The organism is Paenibacillus sp. 1-8, from assembly GCF_056316205.1.
In genome coordinates this window covers 1,585,009-1,605,801 of the sequence record NZ_CM149995.1, presented here as the reverse complement: position 1 = coordinate 1,605,801, position 20,793 = coordinate 1,585,009, and the positions used below count along the sequence as shown (strand labels likewise).

Sequence of the window (20,793 nt, the reverse complement as noted above, 5' to 3'; positions counted from 1 at the left end):
GCCAAATCATGATGGAAACCAACGTCAAAAATCCTGAAAGGTACAAGCTGGTTTTTTCGAATCTTGTAGCGATTCGACGATAATGTTTAATTCGATTGAAGAATTGAATCTTAAGGGATTTCTTATTGGGAATTACGGGGGTGGTGTTTTCTTCCTCAAGAAGATTCAGGATGGCATTCGTATCGTATGCTCGATCCGCTAACACGTTCGGTTTCGGTCAGTTCGATCTCTTTTAACATCTCATACCCCATCACGCAATCGGGGCTTTGTCCACATGTTCATTCAAAGTGTAGGGGATTGCCTGACGCATCTACGATCGCGTGGATTTTAGTGGTTAGTCCGCCTCTGGAGCGTCCAATGGCCTGAAATGGCTGCCTCTTTTGCCCCGGTTCCGTGCTGATGAACGCGAACGATCGTCGCATCAATCATCACGTTTTCGAGGTCAGGCTCGATCGTAACGTGTTTCAAAATTTGCTCCTATACGCTTGCGATTTGCCAGCGACGAAACCGAGTGTATACGGTTTTCCAAGAACCGTAATATTCCGGTAAATCGCGCCAGGGCGCACCGGACTATTATGAAGCTCTTTCAAAATCTTATTTATTCGAGAACGCGATAATCTTACAGTAGATTGATCTTTTTTGTCTCTCAGCAAATCCATTTTCCTCCGTTCTGAGATTCCTTCTGACCGCTTAATATTAATAAACTTGGAATACAAACCGTGGATGGTTAGCTTCGTGTAATTCTTGGTTTCATTACGATTGCTCTCCTCCGACAATGTTGCTCTTTTCCTTCCGCGTATATCTCTGCCAGACGACAAAGAACGCTTGTCTATCATTAATCCTTCCATTTGGATTAATGATAGACAAGCGTTGTGTTACTACCGCAAAATAACAGGTTACATGCTCCATTATGTGTCGCACATATGTGTTAATTTAGTTATGGTGTGTTTGTCTTAATTTTGCATAATAAAGTCATGTTCGATGCTGCTGGCACCGCCAAAGGTACGAATAATGTCATAGCGGGTATTGCGTTGTGCCGGAACGTGGCCCGTTTCGCGGATCAGCTGTAAAATGGACTCGATATTGACTTTGTACGTTGCGCCTGCAGCGGAAACGACGTTTTCCTCAATCATCGTACTACCGAAGTCGTCGCAACCATAGTACAGTGATTTTTTGCCGATTTCTGGTCCCATCGTTACCCACGAAGACTGAATATGCTTGATGTTATCCAGTACAAGGCGGCTGATTGCAACAGTCTTCAAATATTCCTCCGGCGTTTGGCGTTCTTTTTTCAGGTTCGTGTTATCCGGTTGGAAGGTCCATGGAATAAAGGCCAGGAAGCCTTCGGAATCATATTTATTTTCAATGCATTCGTCCTGGGCATCACGAACACGCAGTAAATGCAGCGCACGCTCCTCCATCAACTCGCCAAAGCCGATAACCATCGTGGCCGTCGTGTTCATACCAACCTTATGGGCTGTCTGCATCACGTCCATCCAATCCCGCCACGAGCCTTTGAGACGGCTGATTTTGCGGCGTGTGCGGTCATCCAAAATTTCTCCGCCGCCGCCTGGCAAGGAATCCAATCCGGCTTCATGAATGGCTCGCATCGTATCTTCCATGGACAAGCCGGATTTTTCCTTCATCTTATGAATTTCAGCCGGGGAGAAGGAATGCATCGTAATATCGGGAAAACGCTCCTTGATCGCTTTTAGCAAATCGGTATAATAACTGAACGGCAGATTAGGATTCACACCGCCTTGCATCAGAATCTCGGTGCCGCCTACATCCTGGGTTTCCTTGATTTTCTGGAAAATCACTTCATCGGGCAGGACATAGCCTTCATCTGAACCCGGTCTGCGGTAAAAAGCGCAAAAGCGGCAATATACGTCACAGACGTTCGTATAGTTAATATTTCGTCCGATGACGAAGGTTTTGATCGGATCAGGATGCATACGGTTCATCACTTTGTTCGCTGCGTGACCGATCTTTTCTACCTCGTCTGACTCGAACAAAGCAACGGTGTCCTCTAAATTCAGGCGTTCGCCGCGCAGAGCTTTATCTAAAATATGGTCGATTACACTCATGGTGTATCCTCCTTCGCTTTCACAGGGGGACGAAATGAAAGACAGGACTTATGAACGAGAATGATTTCACAAACCTGCGTTCGAACCCTGTCGTATTATATGTGTTCATGACTGGCTTTGTATTTGTCTGTGCTATATAGCATAGTAAAACCTAATGATAATACTAACATATCTTTAGGTAAGGAACCATACTTATTCCCGTTTCTTTCTGCTTTTAACCCAGTGAATGATGCAACAAACAGGCTATAACTCCATGATAAACGTAACCAATAATTGAGAACATGTGATTGCAAAGCGTGCCCCATTCGCCTTGCCCTCCAAGTCATACATACGTAAAACAGCAAGTCTCCTATTGAGCTGGAGCTTGCTGTTTTTCTAATACATCTTCGATTCCTGTGTGAAAAACGGGAAATTCTCTCCCCATATGCTAATTCTTAACGAAGAGCCTCATTTAGATCACTGATCAGATCGTCAATATCCTCCAGACCTACGGAGAAACGCAGCAGACCATCCGTGATCCCCCGCTCCAGACGTACACTGTGTGGCATTGCCGCATGTGACATCATTGCGGGATACGACAAGATACTCTCCACAGCTCCCAGACTTACCGCCACAATCGGGATTTGTATGCGATTGAGTACCTCTTTTGCACGCTCACCGGAACCTACATCAAACGAGATAACCGCACCGTATCCACTGGATTGGCTTTCATGTACGGCACGCCCCGGATGATTTTCCAGGCCCGGATAGTATACCGCCTCAATGTCACTTCGCTCGTTCAGCCAGTTGGCCAGCTTCGCCGCACTCTTCTCACTGTGAGCCATACGTGCTTTCAGTGTCTTCATCCCGCGCATAAGCAACCACGACTCCTGTGGGGCCAACACGGTTCCGAGTCCATTTTGAAGCTGCTTGATTTGTCTGCCCAACGACTCCGTACGTGCCACCGCAAGTCCTGCGAGTACATCGCTGTGCCCGCCGAGAAATTTGGTTGCACTGTGCAACACGATATCGACACCTTGCTCAATCGGACGTTGATAATAGGGTGTCATGAATGTGTTATCCAGCAGCGTCAGAAGCCCTTTCTCCTGGGCCCAAGCCGTTATCCATGCCACATCGGTGATTTTGAGGGTTGGGTTGGAAGGTGTCTCCATATATACAGCCTTCGTATTTTCCTGCAACGCTTCTTTCACAAGGTTGATGTCCGTCATATCGACGAAGGTGGTTTCGATATTCATCCGTTTTAAAATAGAAGTCAGCAGGCGGTAGGTCCCTCCATATACATCTTCCGAAACAATGACATGGTCCCCAGCAGACAACAGCATAAACGTACTGGATATAGCCGCCATGCCCGATGCAAAGGCAAAACCTCTCGCTCCACCTTCCAGTAAGGCGATGTAGTCCTCCAAAGCTTGCCGTGTCGGATTGCCGGAACGGCTGTAATCATGCAGCGGAGGATTGAAAATATCGTGATGGTGAAAGGTGGACGCCTGATAAATCGGTACGCTAGACGCACCCGTAACACTATCAATTTCAGAGCCAAAATGCAGCAGCTTGGTAGCGAACTTCCGTTCTTTTTCCGTTTCCCGCCCGATTTTCCGCACGTCCTCAATCATTGCTGTTCCCCTCCTTCGATTTCTTGATGTGCCGCTTCCAACGCTGAACGCAAATCTTCAATTAAATCATCCGTATGTTCAATGCCGACGGAGAAGCGCAGCAACCGATCATCCACTCCGACTGCATCCCGAATCTCAGCCGGTATATCGGCATGTGTCTGTACAGCAGGATAAGTCATTAACGATTCCACACCGCCTAGACTTTCTGCAAAAGCAATAAGCTTAATGTTTCGAAGCAAGGGCTCCACATAACGGGCATCTTTTACTTTAAACGAGAAAATACCTGTGTTGCCGCTGGATTGTTTGTTTTGAATCTCACGCCCTGGGTGACCCTCAAGCCCTGGATAAAACACCTCAGCCACCGCTGGATGCGTCAGCAGATAATTGGCCAGCACTGTCGCATTATGCTCATGCCGATCCATACGCAGCGCCAATGTTTTCATGCCCTTCATCAACTGATAGCTATCGCTCGGAGAAAGTACGGCCCCAATGGAATTATGCAGGAAGGAAATTTCAGCTGACAGCTCTTTACCCTTGGTTACGATCAAGCCTGCCAGCACATCATTGTGTCCGCCCAGATACTTGGTTGCGCTATGTACCACAATATCGGCACCCAGCTCCAAAGGACGCTGGAAATATGGTGTTAACAGCGTATTATCTACAATAGTAAGCAACTGACGTTGTGACGCCCATTCGGCTACTGCCCGAATATCCGTAATCATCATTAATGGATTCGTAGGCGTTTCTATGAATACTGCTTTGGTATTTGGTCGACATGACTGCTCGATGGCTTCAAGATCGTTCGTATCCACATAGCTCGCCGTCACGCCAAATCTGGATAAAATACGTTCCAGCAGGCGATACGTGCCTCCATACAGATCCAGCGATACAATCAGATGATCTCCTTGCCCAAACAGGGCAAATACCGTTTGCAGCGCCGCCATACCTGAACTGCATGCAAAGCCTGCATCACCGGATTCCAGTGCAGCGGACGCCTCTTCCAGTACTTTACGTGTCGGATTGATCGTCCGAATGTAATCAAAACCTGTGCTTTGTCCCAGACGGGGATGGCGAAACGCTGTAGACTGATAAATTGGAAAATTCACTGCTCCGGTTACCGGCTCTTCGATTGAACCAATCTGTGCTAACCTGCTTTCGATTTTCCACTGTTTCTCACTCATATGTTTCCTCCTGTTCACTCCCATAATAGGTGCTGTAACATAGGCTGCAAAATAGGATTATCATATCTATACTGCTGCGCTGCTGCAAGGTGGTACTGCGTAGATATAAACGTTAAGCCCCTTTTTAAATCTGGGGCCCGATATCGAAAGGGGTTTCTTGGTATACATAATAGTTGAGCCAATTTGAAAATAATAAATTGGCATGCGCACGCCAGGTTGAGGGCGGTGTACGCTCAGGGTCATTGTTGGGAAAATAATTCTTCGGTACTTCAATATCCATCCCTTTGGCGACGTCACGATCATATTCCCATTTCAGAGAAAGTGGATCGTATTCGGAATGCCCTGTCACAAAGATTTGTTTGCCATCACGTGTAGCTACCAGATACACTCCGGCTTCCTCAGATTCGGATAAAAGCTCCAGTTCGGCAATATGCTCAATATCTTCGCGCCGAACCTCTGTATGCCGGGAATGAGGTGCATAAAACAATTCATCAAAACCGCGTAGCAACTTCACTTTAGGTTTATTAACGCTATGTGGAAAAACGCCAAAGCATTTGTAATCAAGTCTGTATTTGGGAACGCCGAAATGATGAAACAGACCCGCCTGTGAGGCCCAACAGATATGCATGGTCGAAGTTACATTCGTTTTCGTCCATTCAAAAATTTGCCGGATTTCCTCCCAGTAGTTCACATCTTCAAACTCAAGCTGTTCAACGGGTGCTCCCGTAATCACCATGCCGTCAAAGCGGCTGTTTCTGATCTCGTCAAACGTTTTATAAAACATGTTCAAATATTCCTGCGATGTATTTTTAGATACATGCGACTTCATGTGTACCAGCGTAACGTCCACTTGAAGCGGGGTATTGCCGACCAGACGCAACAGTTGAGTTTCCGTCGTTTCTTTGGTAGGCATCAAATTCAAAATGGCGATGCGCAACGGACGAATATCCTGATGATAGGCCAGGCTCTCATCCATTACGAAAATATTTTCGCCCTCCAGCACTTCCTTAGCAGGTAGTGTATCCGGAATTTTAATCGGCATGTAAACTCACTCCTTGTTCGGTGAAGTTTTTGCGAAAATCGTCATGTTGAGATGCCGGGCATATAATAAAAAGACCTTCCTCGGTTACGAGAAAGGTCATATTTGTATCCATATGCGCCTCTCTCATCTGTCAGGGCATCGCTCTTTGTAAAAAGCACGCGTCCTGCAAGAATTAGCACCGTGCGATTAAAATCGCCGGTTGCCGGGTATCATCGGGCTAGTCCCTCCACCTGCTCTTGATAAGATTTCGCTATATTCATTTTGGGTTCATAAATTGTTCTTGTTGTTCACTTTAATGCATCAGCTGTGCTTCGTCAAGATAGGACTTGTAATTTTGTGCCCTGCATTCACACTTCGTCTTATATTTCCATATGTTAAATCATACATTACCCTATCGCCGAAGCTCTTGTCACTACTGTTGATTTAGCCCATGATTTTGCGCTTGAAAGGCTGTAGGCCGAGCGTTATACTATACAAGTGCTATAGGCCGAAAATATAAAGCAGTCGTGCAGATTTAGAGTGCTTTCTGCGGTACTGTGGCAACCTAAAAAAGAACATTTGTGAGGTGAATCCGGAATGGAAGGCGACCCGAGTCCGAATAGGCGGCGATCCCTGAACAACAGCATAGGAATGACTTCAGCTTGCCGAAAGACGGGACGCCAGGCTCTGCATACTCCAAAAGCCTCTGGCTTTTGATGGGGATGCCGCTTACCCGATCCGGCTAACTGAGTCCATTCCTTATGCTTGAGGTACACGTATTTTCCGTTTCGACGGAGCATAAGGAGTGACATATATGAAAATCCGTTTGGTAAACAACGGGGTTTTTACCCCTGTCGAAGAAATTGAAATGGCGCTTACTCCGCCAGCAGAAGGCTTTTATTGGATTGATGCCGATGTGGATGATCTTGCAGTGCTCCAGCCTTTATTCTCCATGCATGATCTCGCAGTAGAGGACTGTTTGAGTGAAGAAGAGCAGCGCCCGAAGATTGAAATTTACGAAAGCCATTATTTTATCGTTGTAAACAGCATTCGTTTTGATGATGAAGAAATATTTTTACGTGCTTTGAACATTTTTCTCGGCCGCCATTTCATCATTACGGTGACCAAGCAGAAAATCAATGAGCTACGCACCCTCAAGCCTATGTTGTGGGAGCAGGAGGTCAGCCAGCCTGACCGTTTTATGTATCTGTTGGTCGACTTGATCGTTGACAACTATTTTCTGGTTGGTGACCGGATTGAGGTTCGCATTGAGAAGCTGGAAGAAGACATTCTGATGCATACAAAAAAATCGCATTTGAATGAAATTATCGGCTTACGCAGTGAGATTCTGTGGCTGAAAAAAGTGCTTGGTCCACAAAAAGAAGTCATCAATACGTTGAACAAACGGGATTTACGGCTGATCGACGATCAATTGCAAAAATATTTTAGCGACATTTATGAAAATGCCGTGAAAATTTCGGAGACTTTCGAAACTTACCGCGATCTAATGGGTAACCTTCGAGAAGCTTATCAATCCAGTATCGCTAACCGTGCGAATGAAATCATGCGCGTGTTTACAGCGATTACAACCGTGTTTATGCCGTTGACGGTGATTACCGGAATTTATGGTATGAACTTTGATAATATGCCTGAGCTTCATACGCGTTATGGTTATTTTATCGTCATTGGTATTATGGTGGCGCTGGGGGTTAGCATGTTCTGTATTTTCCGCAAGAAGGATTGGGTTTGAAAAGAAAAGGTTGAAGCAGTAGCCGTATCCTCACAGGATATAGCTACTGCTTTTTTTTGTGTGATTATTTTATATTTGCGCGATGTTATCCCGCATGTCGATCTGATGCCACCTGATGGCGAAAACGGATACGAATCAGACGCAGCCGCTCATAAACTTGATCCAGCCCCGTTTCCGCAGCCTGTTCCTCACCATATACCCGCAGCATAACGGGCTTAAGCAGCGTATCCCCCAGTTCTTCATATGCAGACCAGATCGCCGTCTGCTCTTCCTCAGATACGTTCACCAGTTCCTGACGGATCAGCTTTTCCATATCGATTCCATCTCGATCCAAATGCTCCACTGCTTCAATCATTTCTCTACGATGTAACCCCGCCTTCAGTCCAATATGCTCCAACGCAAGACCGTCTGAAATACCTTCAATAATGGTTTTTGTCAGACTGAATTTATTCAGTTCCTGCTTATATTGGTTCTCTTTTTGCTTGTACAGCCATGATAAGAAAACTTCCTCATCCAACGTCTCTGTAACCCAATTTAGCGGAAATGGGGTAGTCCGGTCATTTTGTGTCGTAATAGCCAGCAGCTCTTGACCATATTGAGATATTTTACCTTGCCCTATCCCTGGTAGCTCCAGCAACTCCTCCTCGGTATGGGGAAGATAGACGCTAATCAACCGGAGCAGACGATTGGTAGCGATAAAATAAGGTGCTTTTCGCTCGGTAGCCGCCTTTTGTCGTCTCCACATCGTCAATTGCTCATACACATCATCACGCGGAAACAAATCACTATAACAATACAGCTTTTGTAATGTTTGCCCACGTCCTGCTGCCCCTTCCTGCTCATGAAAAACACCATGGATTAAGGGTCTGTAGCCCTCTGCCATCTTAAGCGCCAGCTCATGACGGTACACATGCAGCAACTCCTGCCACAAGCTGCCCTCATACCACAGATCATCTGTGCTTTCATCCAAACTGTGTTGTGTGCTCCACCCTGCACTCCATACCCCATCATGTTGTCCAATCCATACCTGGGCAAATTGCTCATGACCCTGTTCATTCCGTTTGGACAAGCGATTTAAAAATAAAATTTCCATGCTTTTTTCCTCCATGCTTATAATTGGGTTACAGTCCGGTACAACGCCAAACGCAAAAAAGCACCTATCTCGCGTATTTGCAAGAAAGGTGCTTCCCTTTTTGAGCCGTACTATGCTGTTGCCTATATGATAACCGTACCTCGGATTGTCGTCAACCCGTAATTCTCATTTGTTCAGCTTTTCCTTTGCCAAAGCAAGAGCGCCGCACAATCCGGCATTGTCTCCCAAGCCTGGGGCCACGATATACTGATCAATTTCTGTAGTCAGACTCGGATGCTGTACGTATCCGTTTAACAGTTTTTGAAACTCGGCGCGAACGAGTGGGAACAGTTGCTCCTGCTTCATCACTCCGCCGCCCATAATAATTTTTTGCGGTGAAAGAATCAATACATAGCTCATCAAGGCCTGTGCCAGATAATAAGCTTCCATCTCCCAAGCCGGGTGATCCACAGAAAGCTCATGGCCTTTGACCTTCCATCTTTTTTCAAGCGCAGGACCCGCTGCCAGTCCCTCCAGACAATCTCCGTGATAAGGACATGACCCTTCATAGGTATCTTCCGGATGACGACGCACTAGGATATGGCCCATTTCAGGATGGGACAATCCATGAATCAGCTTTCCACCGACCAGAGCACCCGCTCCGATACCTGTACCTATCGTAATATAGAGACAGCTATCCAGTCCCTTAGCCGCCCCCCAGATGGATTCGCCCAATGCTGCACCGTTCACATCCGTGTCAAATCCCATAGGTACGTCAAAATGCTCTTTCAGCTTGCCGATCAGGTTATAATTGCCCCAATGCGGCTTTGGCGTTGTTGTAATATAGCCATATGTATCACTGCCTTCGATAGGATCAATCGGCCCGAACGACCCTACGCCCAGCGCTTCAATGCCCTTCCCTTCAAAAAATGCAACGACATTCGCCATCGTTTCTGCTGGCGTGGCTGTCGGAAAGCTCACGCGTTCCAGCACCTCTCCCTGTTCGTTGCCAATTCCACATACAAATTTGGTACCGCCTGCCTCAATTGCTCCCAATACTGTCATAGCTGCTGTTGTCCCCTCTCAGTCATGATCCGGTTCTCTCTATCCTATATTCGCCTGAAACGTGTCCAAGGTCAATCCCCTGATCCCAATTGTATATAATCCTTCACAACAATATATATCTCCCTTGACATAACTGTGTAAAAAAGGACACTAACGCACCAAGCGCCAGCATCCTCATATGTGTAATACGAGTTCCGAGTTGTACCTGTGAAGCCAAACTGGCTTCGTTATGATCCAGTTGCCACACCCATTAACGTACACAAGCTTTTCATTTCAAGCTCCTCAAACTTGTCTACAATTTGCACATGATCCAGCGTCAACAGACAACTGTCCAGTGCGCATGCTACAGGTACACCACAGTGAATTTCAGCCAGCTTACGTGACAAATGCAGCATATCCAGATCACTCTCGATCTTTTTGCGTACTGCTGGCGTCAATTGATCCAGATTCTCCAGAATACCTTCAATGGAGTCATATTCCTGTACCAGCTTGAGTGCCGTCTTTTCACCAATGCCTCGTACTCCCGGGTAATTGTCGCTTGCATCCCCCATCAGGCCCTTGAGGTCCACAACTTGGCGGGGTTTGAGCCCTTTTTCAGACAGTAACGTTTCCGGGGTGTACACCATATAATTGCCGTGACCCTTTTTCATAATAATAACCCGTGTCCGCTCATCCACCAATTGGAGTAAATCGTGATCTCCGGAGAGAATCATTACATCCATGTCCTCATTCTGCGTATAGTGGCGTGCCAGCGTACCGATGCAATCATCCGCTTCAAAGCCTGCAGCTCCAATATTAGGAATGCCGAGGCTATCCGTCACATCACGAATCAATGTAAATTGAGGAATCAAATCATCTGGCGCGTCAGCGCGATTCCCCTTGTACGCAGCAAAATGCTCTCCGCGGAACGTCGTTCCTCCCATATCCCAGCAGCATACGACATGCGTCGGATTATAGGTTTGTACCGCATCCCAAAAATATCGAATAAAACCATATATGGCGTTCGTTGGCACTCCGGCCTTTGTGCGCCTTATATAACCGTTTGCAGCAGTTGCATAATAAGCGCGGAATAACAGAGCCATGCCGTCAACCAACATTATGGATTGTTCATTACGTTGTGTCACAGATTGTATTGCTCCCATTCATCATATTATTTTAACCACAACAGTATAACATATCGCAGAGCCAAATTGGGCGTTATTGAGCGCTCCATGCTTCCTCAAATGTTTCCTCTTTGAAGCCTACCGTTACTTTGTTCCCGTCTGTTACAATCGGGCGCTTGATCAATCTTCCATTCGAGGATAAAAGCGAGATTTGCTCTTCACGGCTCATGTCTGCCAGCTTGTCCTTCAGCTTTAGCTCCTTATATACCTCACCGCTCGTATTGAAAAACTTTTTCAGCTCCAGTCCACTTTTGCTGATTAAATCAGCTAATTCCTCCGGGCCGGGCGGTTGTTCAAAAATAGGAATCAATTCCGTTTCATGTCCCTTGCTTTGTAGCCATTTCACTGCATTGCGACAAGTGCTGCATTTGGAGTACTGGTATACTTTCAACTGGCTCATCGTTATGTTAACCCTCCATTTCGATTTCTTAACAGCTCCTGCAACTGGGCCATATCGTCCGGCAATGGGGCGCAAAACGTCAACTGCTCTCCGGTCACAGGATGCACCAAGGACAGCTCTGAGGCATGCAGTGCCTGTCGGGGCATCTGGGCATCCAGCTGATCATAACGCTCACGTTGCGCAGCGTCAGCAGGCGTATTTCGGTACATTTTATCACCGATCAACGGACATCCAATAGAAGTCATGTGTACCCGGATTTGGTGCGTACGTCCGGATTCCAGCTTGATCCCGATGCGGCTCCCCTCATTCCAGACTTCCTCCAGCTTATAGAGTGTAAGGGCCGGATAACCATCAGGGGTCACCATGCGCAAATGCGGATCATCCGGATTACGGTCAATCGGCCCATCCACCCTTCCTTCCTGTAGATCAGGGCAACCGTGCACCAGGGCCGTGTAGCGCTTATCCACCGTCCCCGCAATCATTTGCTCGGAAATATGCTGGTGTACATATGGATTTTTAGCCACCACAAGGACACCCGTCGTCTCCTGATCGAGACGATGAACGGGACGGAACCTGAACAGCTCGCCTTTGGCCTGCCAATAATGCACAACCCCGTTAGCCAGCGTTCCCGTGTAATGACCATGAGTCGGATGGACAATCATACCCGCCGCCTTGTTGACAACCAATAAATGCTCATCTTCAAATAAAATGTCAAAAGGAATCGGTTCAGGCAAAATATCATCGGAACGCTCGCGTTCCATACGAATTTCCACCCGATCCCCGGACTGTACCTTTACGCTGATATACACTCGTGTTCCGTTCAGCATAATGCCTTGTTCCGTCAGCTTAAGTTTGGATATCAGCTTGCGTGAAACATTCATACGTTTTTGCAAAATGGTCTTCAACAGCATTCCCTCCTCCTCAGGAGGGATCGTATACACGATAGGTTCATAATACAAGCTCATCACAAATTCCCGGTTGCCTCCTTATTTGCGAAACACTTTTTTGCTGCGCACATATTCGACATCCGGTACCCCTTGACGTACATTCGCGGTGCGGGCCACGACGAAAAAGTAATCAGACAGACGGTTCAAATACCGACGTACCGCAGGATTGATTTCCGTATGCTTACTCAGTGTGACAGCACGACGTTCCGCGCGGCGGCAAACCGTACGGCAAACATGAAGCGCTGAAGACAACGTGCTACCCCCCGGAATAATAAAACGCTCCACCTTCGGATTTTCCTCCTGACATGCGTCAATCCAGCCTTCAAGCCGCTCTGCCAGCTCATCCTTTACCTTGTATTTGCTTTCGTTGATTTTGACAAACGCCAAATCCGAGCCGCAATCAAACAGTTCCTGCTGTACTTCCTCCAATTGAGCCCGAATATCCGCAAACTTTTCCCCTTCGGCAAAGCTGATCGCTTGTCCTACAAAGCTGTTCAGTTCGTCAATCGTACCGTATGCCTCCACACGGTCATCATCCTTGGCCACTCGACCGCCGATCACCGAGGTTTGTCCCTCATCACCTGTTCTTGTATAAATCCCCATGGTATCTCATCCCCTCTATCATTCCGTCAGTGCTTTTAATACCTTGATGGCTTCCTCCTTATTACTCGTACGCGGTGGCACGGTAGCAAATAATGTTTTGGAGTTATATTTTACATCCTTGAACATCTTCATCTGCTCCACCGGAATCCCGAACAAATGAGTTTCCTTGATCATATCTGTTCCTTTTTCCCCCTGCTCTTTCTCCTTAAATACGCCGCCCTCGAACACACCCCGAGCATACGTTTTCTTGTCAAAAGCATCGTCTAAAGGCAAATTCGAACCATTCTGTCCATACAACTTCATATCCTCTTCCGGTAAAATAAACAGATCGTTTTCCCCGGCTGCATATTCAACGACCAGTTTCTGCTGGTTATACAGTGGGCTAACTGCAATCTCAATGGTTGGAGCCTGTTCGCCCAGTTTATCCTTAAGCTTTTGCGCCAGTTCATCACGAAGAACTGAAGCATCCCCTTGCTTATCCATGATAAAAATGGTGAAACTGTCCTTGTCTCGCCCCCCGCATCCCGCCAACAGCACGAGTACCAGCATTCCGATGATCCATGGCGACAGCCTTTTCAGCCCTGCTCTCATATGTACGCCCCCTCTTCCATGCCACTAATATATCATAAGTTGTGAACGCAAAAAAAGAAGGCCCTGCGGCCTTCTCTATATATACGGCTTGGCTTCACACGGTTACACCTTGCATTCCGAACCGTACAGCTTCATGTATTCGTTAATTTTCAAATCGAGCTTGCAACTGATCTCAATGACAAGATCAGAGGTAAAGGACTTCTCTTCCTGAAACGTCCGCATCATCTCATTGCGCAGGAATAAAATTTCATCTTCCAGGGAAATGTCGTATCCAGTTGACACCGACGAATTATATCCAACATATGACATGAGCATTCCTCCTGCAATTGAAAAATTAAACTTCCTGCTTTCGATTTCAAATTATAGCATATAAATTTAGAAATAAAAGACTATTTTCTATGATTTACCCATAAAAAATAATTTTTAACCTTCTTTTTTTACTTTTTCTACAAAATGACCAATACGATCCAATGCTTCCGTCAGTTGAGCAACAGAGGTCGCATACGAGCAACGAAGGTATCCTTCGCCCCCCAAACCGAATACGTTCCCCGGCACAGCCGCAACCTTGACCTCTGCCAAAAGACGCTGCGCAAACTCATCCGAGCTCAGCCCTGTGCTTTGAATACTTGGGAAAACATAAAAAGCCCCTCTCGGCTCGTGGCATTCCAGACCAATTTCCCGGAACCCCTCAACCATCAGACGGCGACGCTGATTGTAAGCTTCCACCATGCGATCCTTCTCCCCCAAACCATTGCGCAACCCCTCAAGAGCCGCTACCTGACCCATCGAAGGCGCACACATCACGGTATACTGGTGGATTTTAAGCATAGCAGCAATTAAATCAGGATGCCCGCATGTATACCCAATACGCCAGCCCGTCATAGCGAAGGCTTTGGAAAAACCACTGACCAGAATGGTGCGATCCATCATGCCCGGCACAGCCGCGAAGCTGACATGCTTCTCGCCATAATTCAGTTCTGCATAAATTTCATCAGAAATGACGATCAAATCATGTTTTTCTACAACTTTCGCAATCGGAAGCCAATCCTCATAGGTCATGGTCGCCCCGGTTGGATTACTCGGATAGCATAAAATCAGCACCTTGGATTTAGGTGTGATTTTAGCCTCCAGCGCCTCTGCTGTCAGCTTGAATTCATCCTTGGCGAAGGTTTCGATTCCTACGGGAATACCGCCGCCAATGGAAGTGATCGGAGAATACGAGATGTAGCATGGCTCTGGAACGAGAATTTCGTCGCCGGGTACAATTAACGCACGCAAAGCCAGGTCAATCGCTTCGCTGCCGCCCACCGTCACGATAATTTCACTTTTTGGATCATAGCGGACTGCAAATTGCTCATCCAGATATTCACTAATTGCCTCACGCAGTTCAGGCATTCCCGCGTTGGAAGTATAGCTGGTAAACCCCCGCTCCAATGAATAGACGCAGGCTTCCCGCATATGCCAAGGGGTTGTAAAATCCGGTTCGCCTACCCCCAGAGTAATAATATCCTTGTTGCCGCCCACCAGATCAAAAAACTTACGGATGCCCGAGGATGGGATCTCGCGCACCAATGGAGACAAATACGAGCTCATGGCTTTATTACTATCAGTCAATGCTTCAGGTTTGATATTCATCATGATCTTCCTTTACGGTGAAATCATCAGACGATTATCTTCCTGATGATCTTCGAAGATAATTCCGTCCTGTTTGTATTTTTTGAGCGTAAAATTGGTCTTGGTTGACAGGACGGAATCAATAGGCGACAGCTTTTCGGACACAAAGTTCGCTACCTCACGGAGGTTACGTCCTTCGACTTCCACTAGCAAGTCGTACGCACCGGACATGAGATATACTGATTTAACTTGTGGATACAAATAAATCCGTTCGGCGATGCCTTCAAATCCTCTTCCCCGCTCCGGTGTAATCTGCACCTCAATCAAAGCAGTAACCTTTTCGTCGTCGACTTTATCCCAATTGACCACAGCGGCGTATTTGACGATCACATGTTGATCTTCAAGCTCTTTAATCGCGGCACGTACATCCTGTTCGGCAACTCCCAGCAAGGTAGCAAGCAGAGTCGGCGTCCTTCTTGCATCTTCTTTTAACAATTCCAGCACTTTTAATTTCAAATCATTCAGTTCTGTCATTCTACATAAGGCCTCCATCAAAAGAGATTACTATACATCATACAATACGCGCTTTAAACCTGCAAAGAAAAACCGCCCGCCCCGGTGAATCCGGCAGACGGACGGCTTGTTGTGAGAAAAAGCTTCAAAAGCGGAGTGTCCCATTTACATATAGTAAGGGTTGTTTTGGTGAGACGGCTGGCCCTGTTGATGCATCGGTTGACCGTATACTCCCGCTGAGGAGGATTTTTGCTGAATGAACTGCTGGCACTCCTGTTGGGTCTTCCGGGCTTCCTGAATCTGTTTGTCCAAATCGATGCGCAGTGCTTTAGATGGAGTGGAGTACATATTGTTCTGACTCATCAGACGATACAAATCACCTTGCAGACGTAACGTGTCGTTCGTAAGGTCAGTGAACATCTGACGCACAGACGGACAATTGGATTCTGTTGTCGCCGTTGTGTACTCGCGCACTGTACGTTTCATATCAGCAAGAATGGTATAGAGCAAATCTTCTTCGGGCATAAATGACATATTGTTCTGTGAATACATCCTGTCATACCTCCTTTATGGTTAATGCATGATTACTGCTGCGGTTGCATAGGAGCAAGCTGTTGGTGCTGTTGGAGAGCATTTGAAAGCAAGCTCAGGTGGTGCTCATGAGTTCTAGCGAGTTGCAAACAGGCTTGTTGAATAGCAGGCGGCTGGACGGATGCCGCTGTCGCCGCACATTGCTTGAGTAGCAATTTTTCATTGGAAATAGAGTCTGCGATATACTCCAATTCTTTACCAGTCAAAGGTTGCATGTTCGTAGATTGCATGGTCTGTGCCTCCTTAAATGTTTTGTTGCACATTGGTTAGCTTGTCCGTTTGGCGGAATTATATGTATATGCTAGGAGGAGCGGAGCTTATTGAAATTTGACAATTTTGTGAGGGGCGGTTTCTTTTGCTGAGGACGCTACGCGATCCATTTGATCTTACGATCGCTGTTGCCACGGGATTCTTTAGATTGTATAAAACATTTAGAGGTAAGAATTCCATGGCAAAGGCGAACGCTGTCGCTTCTTCAGATTCAAATGAATCGCCTCGCTGCGTCGGCAGGAACGCCCACCACTAAGGCGCCAAGATCTCGATAAGACTCCCCTTTGGCGTGGGAAGTGAAAGGTATTAAAATATGAGAAGCCTGATGGCTTCTCGGAACTACTGTAAATAACTACACACATTGGATATTGCTTATAGGGAGTGTTTTGTTATGGAATTGATTAGTGGACATACGTATTGGCCTAGTATTCTGGAGCAGAAACTGGATTTTCCTCCTTTAACAGAAGATTTGACTTGTGATGTGCTTATCGTCGGCGGTGGGATGGGTGGAGCGCTCTGTGCCCGGCTGCTAGGGGAGCGAAAGGTAGATACGGTCGTGATTGATAAGCGCAAACTAGCGCATGGAAGTTCTTCGGCCAATACCGGATTGCTGAAATATAGCAACGATAAGACACTGACCTCTTTTATCAACACCTTTGGTGAGGCTAATGGGGTACTGTTTTATCGGATGTGCAAGGATGCGCTGGATCAGTTGGAAAAGCTGGCTAGCACAGTGGACCTGGATCCGTGCTTTATCCGCCGCAGCAGCCTGTATTATGCGAGTATACCTGAGGATGTGTCGGTGCTCCAAAAAGAGTTCGAACACCTAACCCGCTTTGGATTCCCGGTGGAATATTGGGATGAGCAACAGGTGGCTGCTCGTTTTCCTTTTCGTAAACCGGCTGCGCTGTATACACACGAAGATGCTGAGGTGAATCCGTTTCGTTTTGTACAGGGACTCCTGCAATCCGCCAGCCGCCTCGGTGTACGCTTAAATGAGCATACCGAAGCGAAGCATTTTGAATTTGGCGACAATGAGGTCGTTTGTCATACCAGCGGTGGAACCATTCGGGCGAAAAAGGTTGTTTTTGCGGCAGGCTATGAGTCCCAGGAAATTAAAAAGGATCGTGGAGCCATACTGGAAAGCTCTTATGTGATTGTCACCAATCCAATTGGAGATTCAGCCATGTGGCATGAGCAATGTCTGATCTGGGAAACCGCCCGTCCTTATATGTATATACGCTCCACCACGGAAGGACGCGTGATTATCGGAGGGCTGGATGAACCTGTACTCGACCCGGACCAACGTGAAGTCAGACTGTTGCACCAACAGAAAAAACTGCTGCAAGCATTACAGGAGCATTTTCCGGATATACCCTTCAAGATTGATTATGCATGGGCAGCCGTCTTTGGCTCCTCCCATGATGGCTTACCGTATATTGGCCCGCACCCGCGCTTTCCGAACTGCTACTTTTTGGAGGGCTACGGGGGAAACGGTACAGTTACCAGCATGATGGCTGCACAGCTATTGGCTGATGAACTGACGGGCACACACCGACCTGAGATGGAGCTTTTTTCACTAACACGTACCACCAAGCCTTCACCCGAAATCACGGAGCCGCTGGCTTAATAAATACGAAATACGAAGTACGAAAGAGCCTCCAATTCCCATTTCCGTGGGTTTGAAGGCTCTTTTTTTGAATATATATTTCAAGCTACTCGGTTTGCCTGTGCCAGCGTCGTGCCTTGGAATGAGACTTGCTCTGTTTCGTTGTTTGCTCCTTCTTTAGCACATTACGCATAAATACCCATCCCGCCACGGGCATTAATGCAAGTCCAATCAACAGCCAGATCATGGCTATAGGTGCCTTGCTCATACTCAACACACCCAGAAAGATAAGCATTCCTGTCAATCGACCTACCATCAAACACAACTCGCGTAGTACGACCAGTTCGACCCTTTTATTTACATCCTTTTCACTAACCCCCATCAAGTCAAAGCTCGCAGAGATCATCGGGATTAAATATAATGGCAAAAACAAGGCGGTCCCGATGCCCATAATCAGCAGCGTGCTATACTCCATACGCCACAGTAACGGCACAAGCGCAATCACCAGCAGCGAGGCACCCAACAGCATGCCAACCGAGCGATAATGTGGCTTGAGCCATTTGCCAACAGCCCAAAAGCTGAAAAATGAAACTGCGGATGTAATAAGCGAAAACTGCGCCAGCTTCCACTCCTGCTGAGTAGCGACGTACACAAGTAGCGTAATCAGGAAGGCAAAAACGCCTTCACGAATGCCCTGTGTAACAAGCGACAACGACAATGGCCGCCACATACTTCCTTTTTGCGACAAACGCTGCTTGGGCTCCAGCCAATTGTAACTTCCTGTCGTCTTACGCTTGCGAAGAAAGAAACTCAGCACTACCCCTACCACATAAAGTGCTAAAGAGATGCTAAATATCACGCGGTATCCAGCATCATCCTCCATACGGGCGATAATCCAGCCGGACAGCCAGGGACCGACAATACCCGAAAACGAGCCCAGCAGGCCCACCCATCCGTTAAAATGATCCCGGCTTACCCGATCTGTGACCTCAAAAAAAATCACATTAAAAGCTAGCCAAAACAAACCCAACGCTGCACCCAATAGCATCCCTAACGGCCATATGTAGTTTACAGCCTGCGATCCCGTATATAAAACCACCAGATAAAATAATCCGGACAACGCGGTCCCTACGCGCAGAGCATTCATTTTGTTATGCTCCTTGACCCATTTTCCAGCCACCCAGACCATGATTCCCAGCGCAATTTGCTGGCTAACATTAAACCAGCCAATCATCGCGTAATCCTGCCTGCTTTTCCACAGATATACGTTAAGAAAAGTACCTGACAAAGCTGCCGCAAACACAAACAATCCATTCAGGCTTAGCAGCAGAATGGATTGTCCGTTCAGGTTTGATTTCAATGAATTTCCCCCTAACCGAAAATCACCATTCAGCTCCTTTTAACTCAGCTTGCTTCAGAGCTTCTTCGGCTTAAGATGCCCGAATTCAACTTGGGCTTATCCGGGGGAATATAATTAATTGTTGGAAATACCACTCAGCTTCTCTAACAAACGCAATCGGTCATCCTCTGACAACGTCTGCTGAACATGGAAGCAGCTTGGACATACATATACATTTAAGACAAACGGCAAATCCAGAACAGGTCTGCCGAGCGCAGGAGACATCGACGGTACAAAGCCTTCTTCGGTCACGGTTTGCGAACCTGCATGCAGCATGTATTCACCGCATTGGGAACATTCAAGAACCTCATCTTGTCTGTCGAGTATTTGTTCAGCACCTTGTTCATAAGCCATTAGATCCGCACCGCTTTCTTCAAATTTTTGCAGGGTATGCAGCACAGGCAGCTTGTGAAGCTCGTTGTCCTGCAACAATGGAGCGTCAGCCGGCTTATCAACTACGACTTCATCCTCTGCTTCATATAAAATATCCTGCTCATCCTCATCCCCAAGCTGAATGCTCAACGTACGATAGCCCTTTAGGTCTTCCTTCCCAGGGGAAGGCGCTGCTTGACCCACAGAAGTCGCATCATCATGGCTGTGTTCGTGGTCATGTGCATGAGTATGCATGTGTTCACTTTCTCCATGTCGGTGCTCATCCGTATGCCCATGAACATGTGCAGAAGCAGACTCCGTTTCATCTTCATCATCGGTGATATCCGAATACCCTTTCAGGTCATTATGGCAATAAGGGCACTCTTCTTCAGGCCCCAATTCTTCATCCCAAATAATTTCCATGGTACACCATGGACAAATGGTCATTTCCAAGCTTCATCATCCTTCCGTTCCATGCGTATACCAAGCTCTAGTATACAGGATGTGTCAAGTTACACTGGCACCAATCACATAAGATAACGATATCGAGATAATCATGGAGAACAAGCCGACAGCGCGGTTGTCCTCCTTAATTTCCTGATCGATTGAAAATACCGGTGTCAGAAACTCAAACAGAAAGTACGCCGCAAGCAGCAGTAAAAAGCCGACGAACGACCAAATCATCGTATCGTACACGCTGGATTTGGCTTCCATCGCAAAGCGGAGCACGTTGCAAATACCGAACATTTTCCCGCCCGTAGCCATCGCTACTGAAATATTGCCGCGTTTGATCTCTTCCCAGCATTTATACCGGGTTACCAGCTCAAAGCATGACAAAAATACAATCAGCTCCAGCACCGCCACCGAGAAATAGCCCAGCATCATTCCTAACGGATGTGACAGCAATTCATCAATCGCCATCTTCACTTTGT

General features: G+C 47.0%; 21 protein-coding genes, 1 pseudogene and 1 riboswitch. Of the genes and pseudogenes, 2 read left to right on the top strand and 20 right to left on the bottom strand.

Annotated features, from left to right (window positions below):
- Positions 1-494: 494 nt before the first annotated feature.
- The 5 genes and pseudogenes from AC0WRU_RS07375 to metA form a co-directional block, all read right to left on the bottom strand.
- Positions 495-570 (bottom strand): annotated as a pseudogene (locus tag AC0WRU_RS07375) (transposase); the annotation flags it as partial.
- 383 nt (positions 571-953) lie between these two features.
- Positions 954-2,087: a cyclic dehypoxanthinyl futalosine synthase gene (mqnC, locus tag AC0WRU_RS07370; protein ID WP_476127821.1), complete on the bottom strand. Its 1,134-nt coding sequence runs from the start codon at positions 2,085-2,087 to the stop codon at positions 954-956.
- Between the two features lie 434 nt (positions 2,088-2,521).
- Positions 2,522-3,700 carry a trans-sulfuration enzyme family protein gene (locus AC0WRU_RS07365; protein ID WP_476127820.1) on the bottom strand — a complete coding sequence of 393 codons (1,179 nt, stop codon included), beginning with the start codon at positions 3,698-3,700 and terminating at the stop codon, positions 2,522-2,524.
- Positions 3,697-4,881, bottom strand: coding sequence for a PLP-dependent transferase (locus AC0WRU_RS07360; protein WP_476127819.1), 1,185 nt, complete (start codon positions 4,879-4,881; stop codon positions 3,697-3,699). Before AC0WRU_RS07360 ends, AC0WRU_RS07365 begins: the two co-directional genes overlap by 4 nt.
- Positions 4,882-5,005: 124 nt before the next feature.
- Positions 5,006-5,923, bottom strand: a complete 918-nt coding sequence (metA, locus tag AC0WRU_RS07355) for a homoserine O-acetyltransferase MetA (RefSeq protein WP_476127818.1) — start codon at positions 5,921-5,923, stop codon at positions 5,006-5,008.
- Between the two features lie 120 nt (positions 5,924-6,043).
- A riboswitch (SAM riboswitch) is annotated at positions 6,044-6,169 on the bottom strand.
- 547 nt (positions 6,170-6,716) lie between these two features.
- Between metA and corA the strand changes: the two genes are divergently transcribed.
- On the top strand, positions 6,717-7,652 hold the full coding sequence (gene corA / locus AC0WRU_RS07350) for a magnesium/cobalt transporter CorA (RefSeq protein WP_134910551.1): 936 nt from the start codon (positions 6,717-6,719) through the stop codon (positions 7,650-7,652).
- 85 nt (positions 7,653-7,737) lie between these two features.
- On the opposite strand, the gene AC0WRU_RS07345 is transcribed toward corA, so the two are convergent.
- The 12 genes from AC0WRU_RS07345 to AC0WRU_RS07290 form a co-directional block, all read right to left on the bottom strand.
- Positions 7,738-8,745 carry an HRDC domain-containing protein gene (locus AC0WRU_RS07345; protein WP_476127817.1) on the bottom strand — a complete coding sequence of 336 codons (1,008 nt, stop codon included), beginning with the start codon at positions 8,743-8,745 and terminating at the stop codon, positions 7,738-7,740.
- Positions 8,746-8,910: 165 nt separating this feature from the next.
- A complete protein-coding gene (locus tag AC0WRU_RS07340; RefSeq protein ID WP_476127816.1) occupies positions 8,911-9,789 on the bottom strand; it encodes an ROK family protein in 879 nt (292 codons plus the stop codon).
- A gap of 227 nt (positions 9,790-10,016) precedes the next feature.
- Positions 10,017-10,913 (bottom strand): 5'-3' exonuclease, encoded by an 897-nt coding sequence (locus AC0WRU_RS07335; RefSeq protein ID WP_134910553.1) that lies wholly within the window; start codon positions 10,911-10,913, stop codon positions 10,017-10,019.
- Positions 10,914-10,986: 73 nt separating this feature from the next.
- Entirely contained in the window at positions 10,987-11,352 is a 366-nt protein-coding gene (locus AC0WRU_RS07330) for an arsenate reductase family protein (protein ID WP_025682357.1), read from the bottom strand.
- A 2-nt stretch (positions 11,353-11,354) separates the two neighbouring features.
- The gene (locus tag AC0WRU_RS07325) at positions 11,355-12,317 is read right to left on the bottom strand and encodes an RluA family pseudouridine synthase (protein ID WP_476128596.1); all 963 of its coding nucleotides are present in this window, start codon (positions 12,315-12,317) and stop codon (positions 11,355-11,357) included.
- Positions 12,318-12,338: 21 nt separating this feature from the next.
- Complete coding sequence (locus AC0WRU_RS07320) at positions 12,339-12,902, bottom strand: cob(I)yrinic acid a,c-diamide adenosyltransferase (protein WP_476127815.1); 564 nt, start codon at positions 12,900-12,902, stop codon at positions 12,339-12,341.
- A gap of 18 nt (positions 12,903-12,920) precedes the next feature.
- Entirely contained in the window at positions 12,921-13,493 is a 573-nt protein-coding gene (locus AC0WRU_RS07315) for a type 2 periplasmic-binding domain-containing protein (RefSeq protein ID WP_025682360.1), read from the bottom strand.
- 102 nt (positions 13,494-13,595) lie between these two features.
- Positions 13,596-13,802 carry an aspartyl-phosphate phosphatase Spo0E family protein gene (locus tag AC0WRU_RS07310; protein ID WP_025682361.1) on the bottom strand — a complete coding sequence of 69 codons (207 nt, stop codon included), beginning with the start codon at positions 13,800-13,802 and terminating at the stop codon, positions 13,596-13,598.
- A gap of 114 nt (positions 13,803-13,916) precedes the next feature.
- A complete protein-coding gene (locus AC0WRU_RS07305; RefSeq protein WP_476128595.1) occupies positions 13,917-15,128 on the bottom strand; it encodes an aminotransferase class I/II-fold pyridoxal phosphate-dependent enzyme in 1,212 nt (403 codons plus the stop codon).
- Positions 15,129-15,140: 12 nt separating this feature from the next.
- Entirely contained in the window at positions 15,141-15,641 is a 501-nt protein-coding gene (locus AC0WRU_RS07300) for an Lrp/AsnC family transcriptional regulator (protein ID WP_025682363.1), read from the bottom strand.
- 144 nt (positions 15,642-15,785) lie between these two features.
- The gene (locus tag AC0WRU_RS07295) at positions 15,786-16,172 is read right to left on the bottom strand and encodes a spore coat protein (protein ID WP_134910557.1); all 387 of its coding nucleotides are present in this window, start codon (positions 16,170-16,172) and stop codon (positions 15,786-15,788) included.
- Positions 16,173-16,204: 32 nt separating this feature from the next.
- Positions 16,205-16,441, bottom strand: a complete 237-nt coding sequence (locus AC0WRU_RS07290; protein ID WP_476127814.1) for a hypothetical protein — start codon at positions 16,439-16,441, stop codon at positions 16,205-16,207.
- Between the two features lie 431 nt (positions 16,442-16,872).
- Between AC0WRU_RS07290 and AC0WRU_RS07285 the strand changes: the two genes are divergently transcribed.
- On the top strand, positions 16,873-18,111 hold the full coding sequence (locus AC0WRU_RS07285; RefSeq protein WP_476127813.1) for an NAD(P)/FAD-dependent oxidoreductase: 1,239 nt from the start codon (positions 16,873-16,875) through the stop codon (positions 18,109-18,111).
- Between the two features lie 85 nt (positions 18,112-18,196).
- On the opposite strand, the gene AC0WRU_RS07280 is transcribed toward AC0WRU_RS07285, so the two are convergent.
- The 3 genes from AC0WRU_RS07280 to AC0WRU_RS07270 form a co-directional block, all read right to left on the bottom strand.
- Positions 18,197-19,450: an MFS transporter gene (locus AC0WRU_RS07280; protein ID WP_476127812.1), complete on the bottom strand. Its 1,254-nt coding sequence runs from the start codon at positions 19,448-19,450 to the stop codon at positions 18,197-18,199.
- A 114-nt stretch (positions 19,451-19,564) separates the two neighbouring features.
- Complete coding sequence (locus AC0WRU_RS07275) at positions 19,565-20,314, bottom strand: hypothetical protein (protein WP_476127811.1); 750 nt, start codon at positions 20,312-20,314, stop codon at positions 19,565-19,567.
- A 54-nt stretch (positions 20,315-20,368) separates the two neighbouring features.
- Positions 20,369-20,782, bottom strand: coding sequence for a DUF350 domain-containing protein (locus tag AC0WRU_RS07270; RefSeq protein ID WP_007429540.1), 414 nt, complete (start codon positions 20,780-20,782; stop codon positions 20,369-20,371).
- Positions 20,783-20,793: the final 11 nt, after the last annotated feature.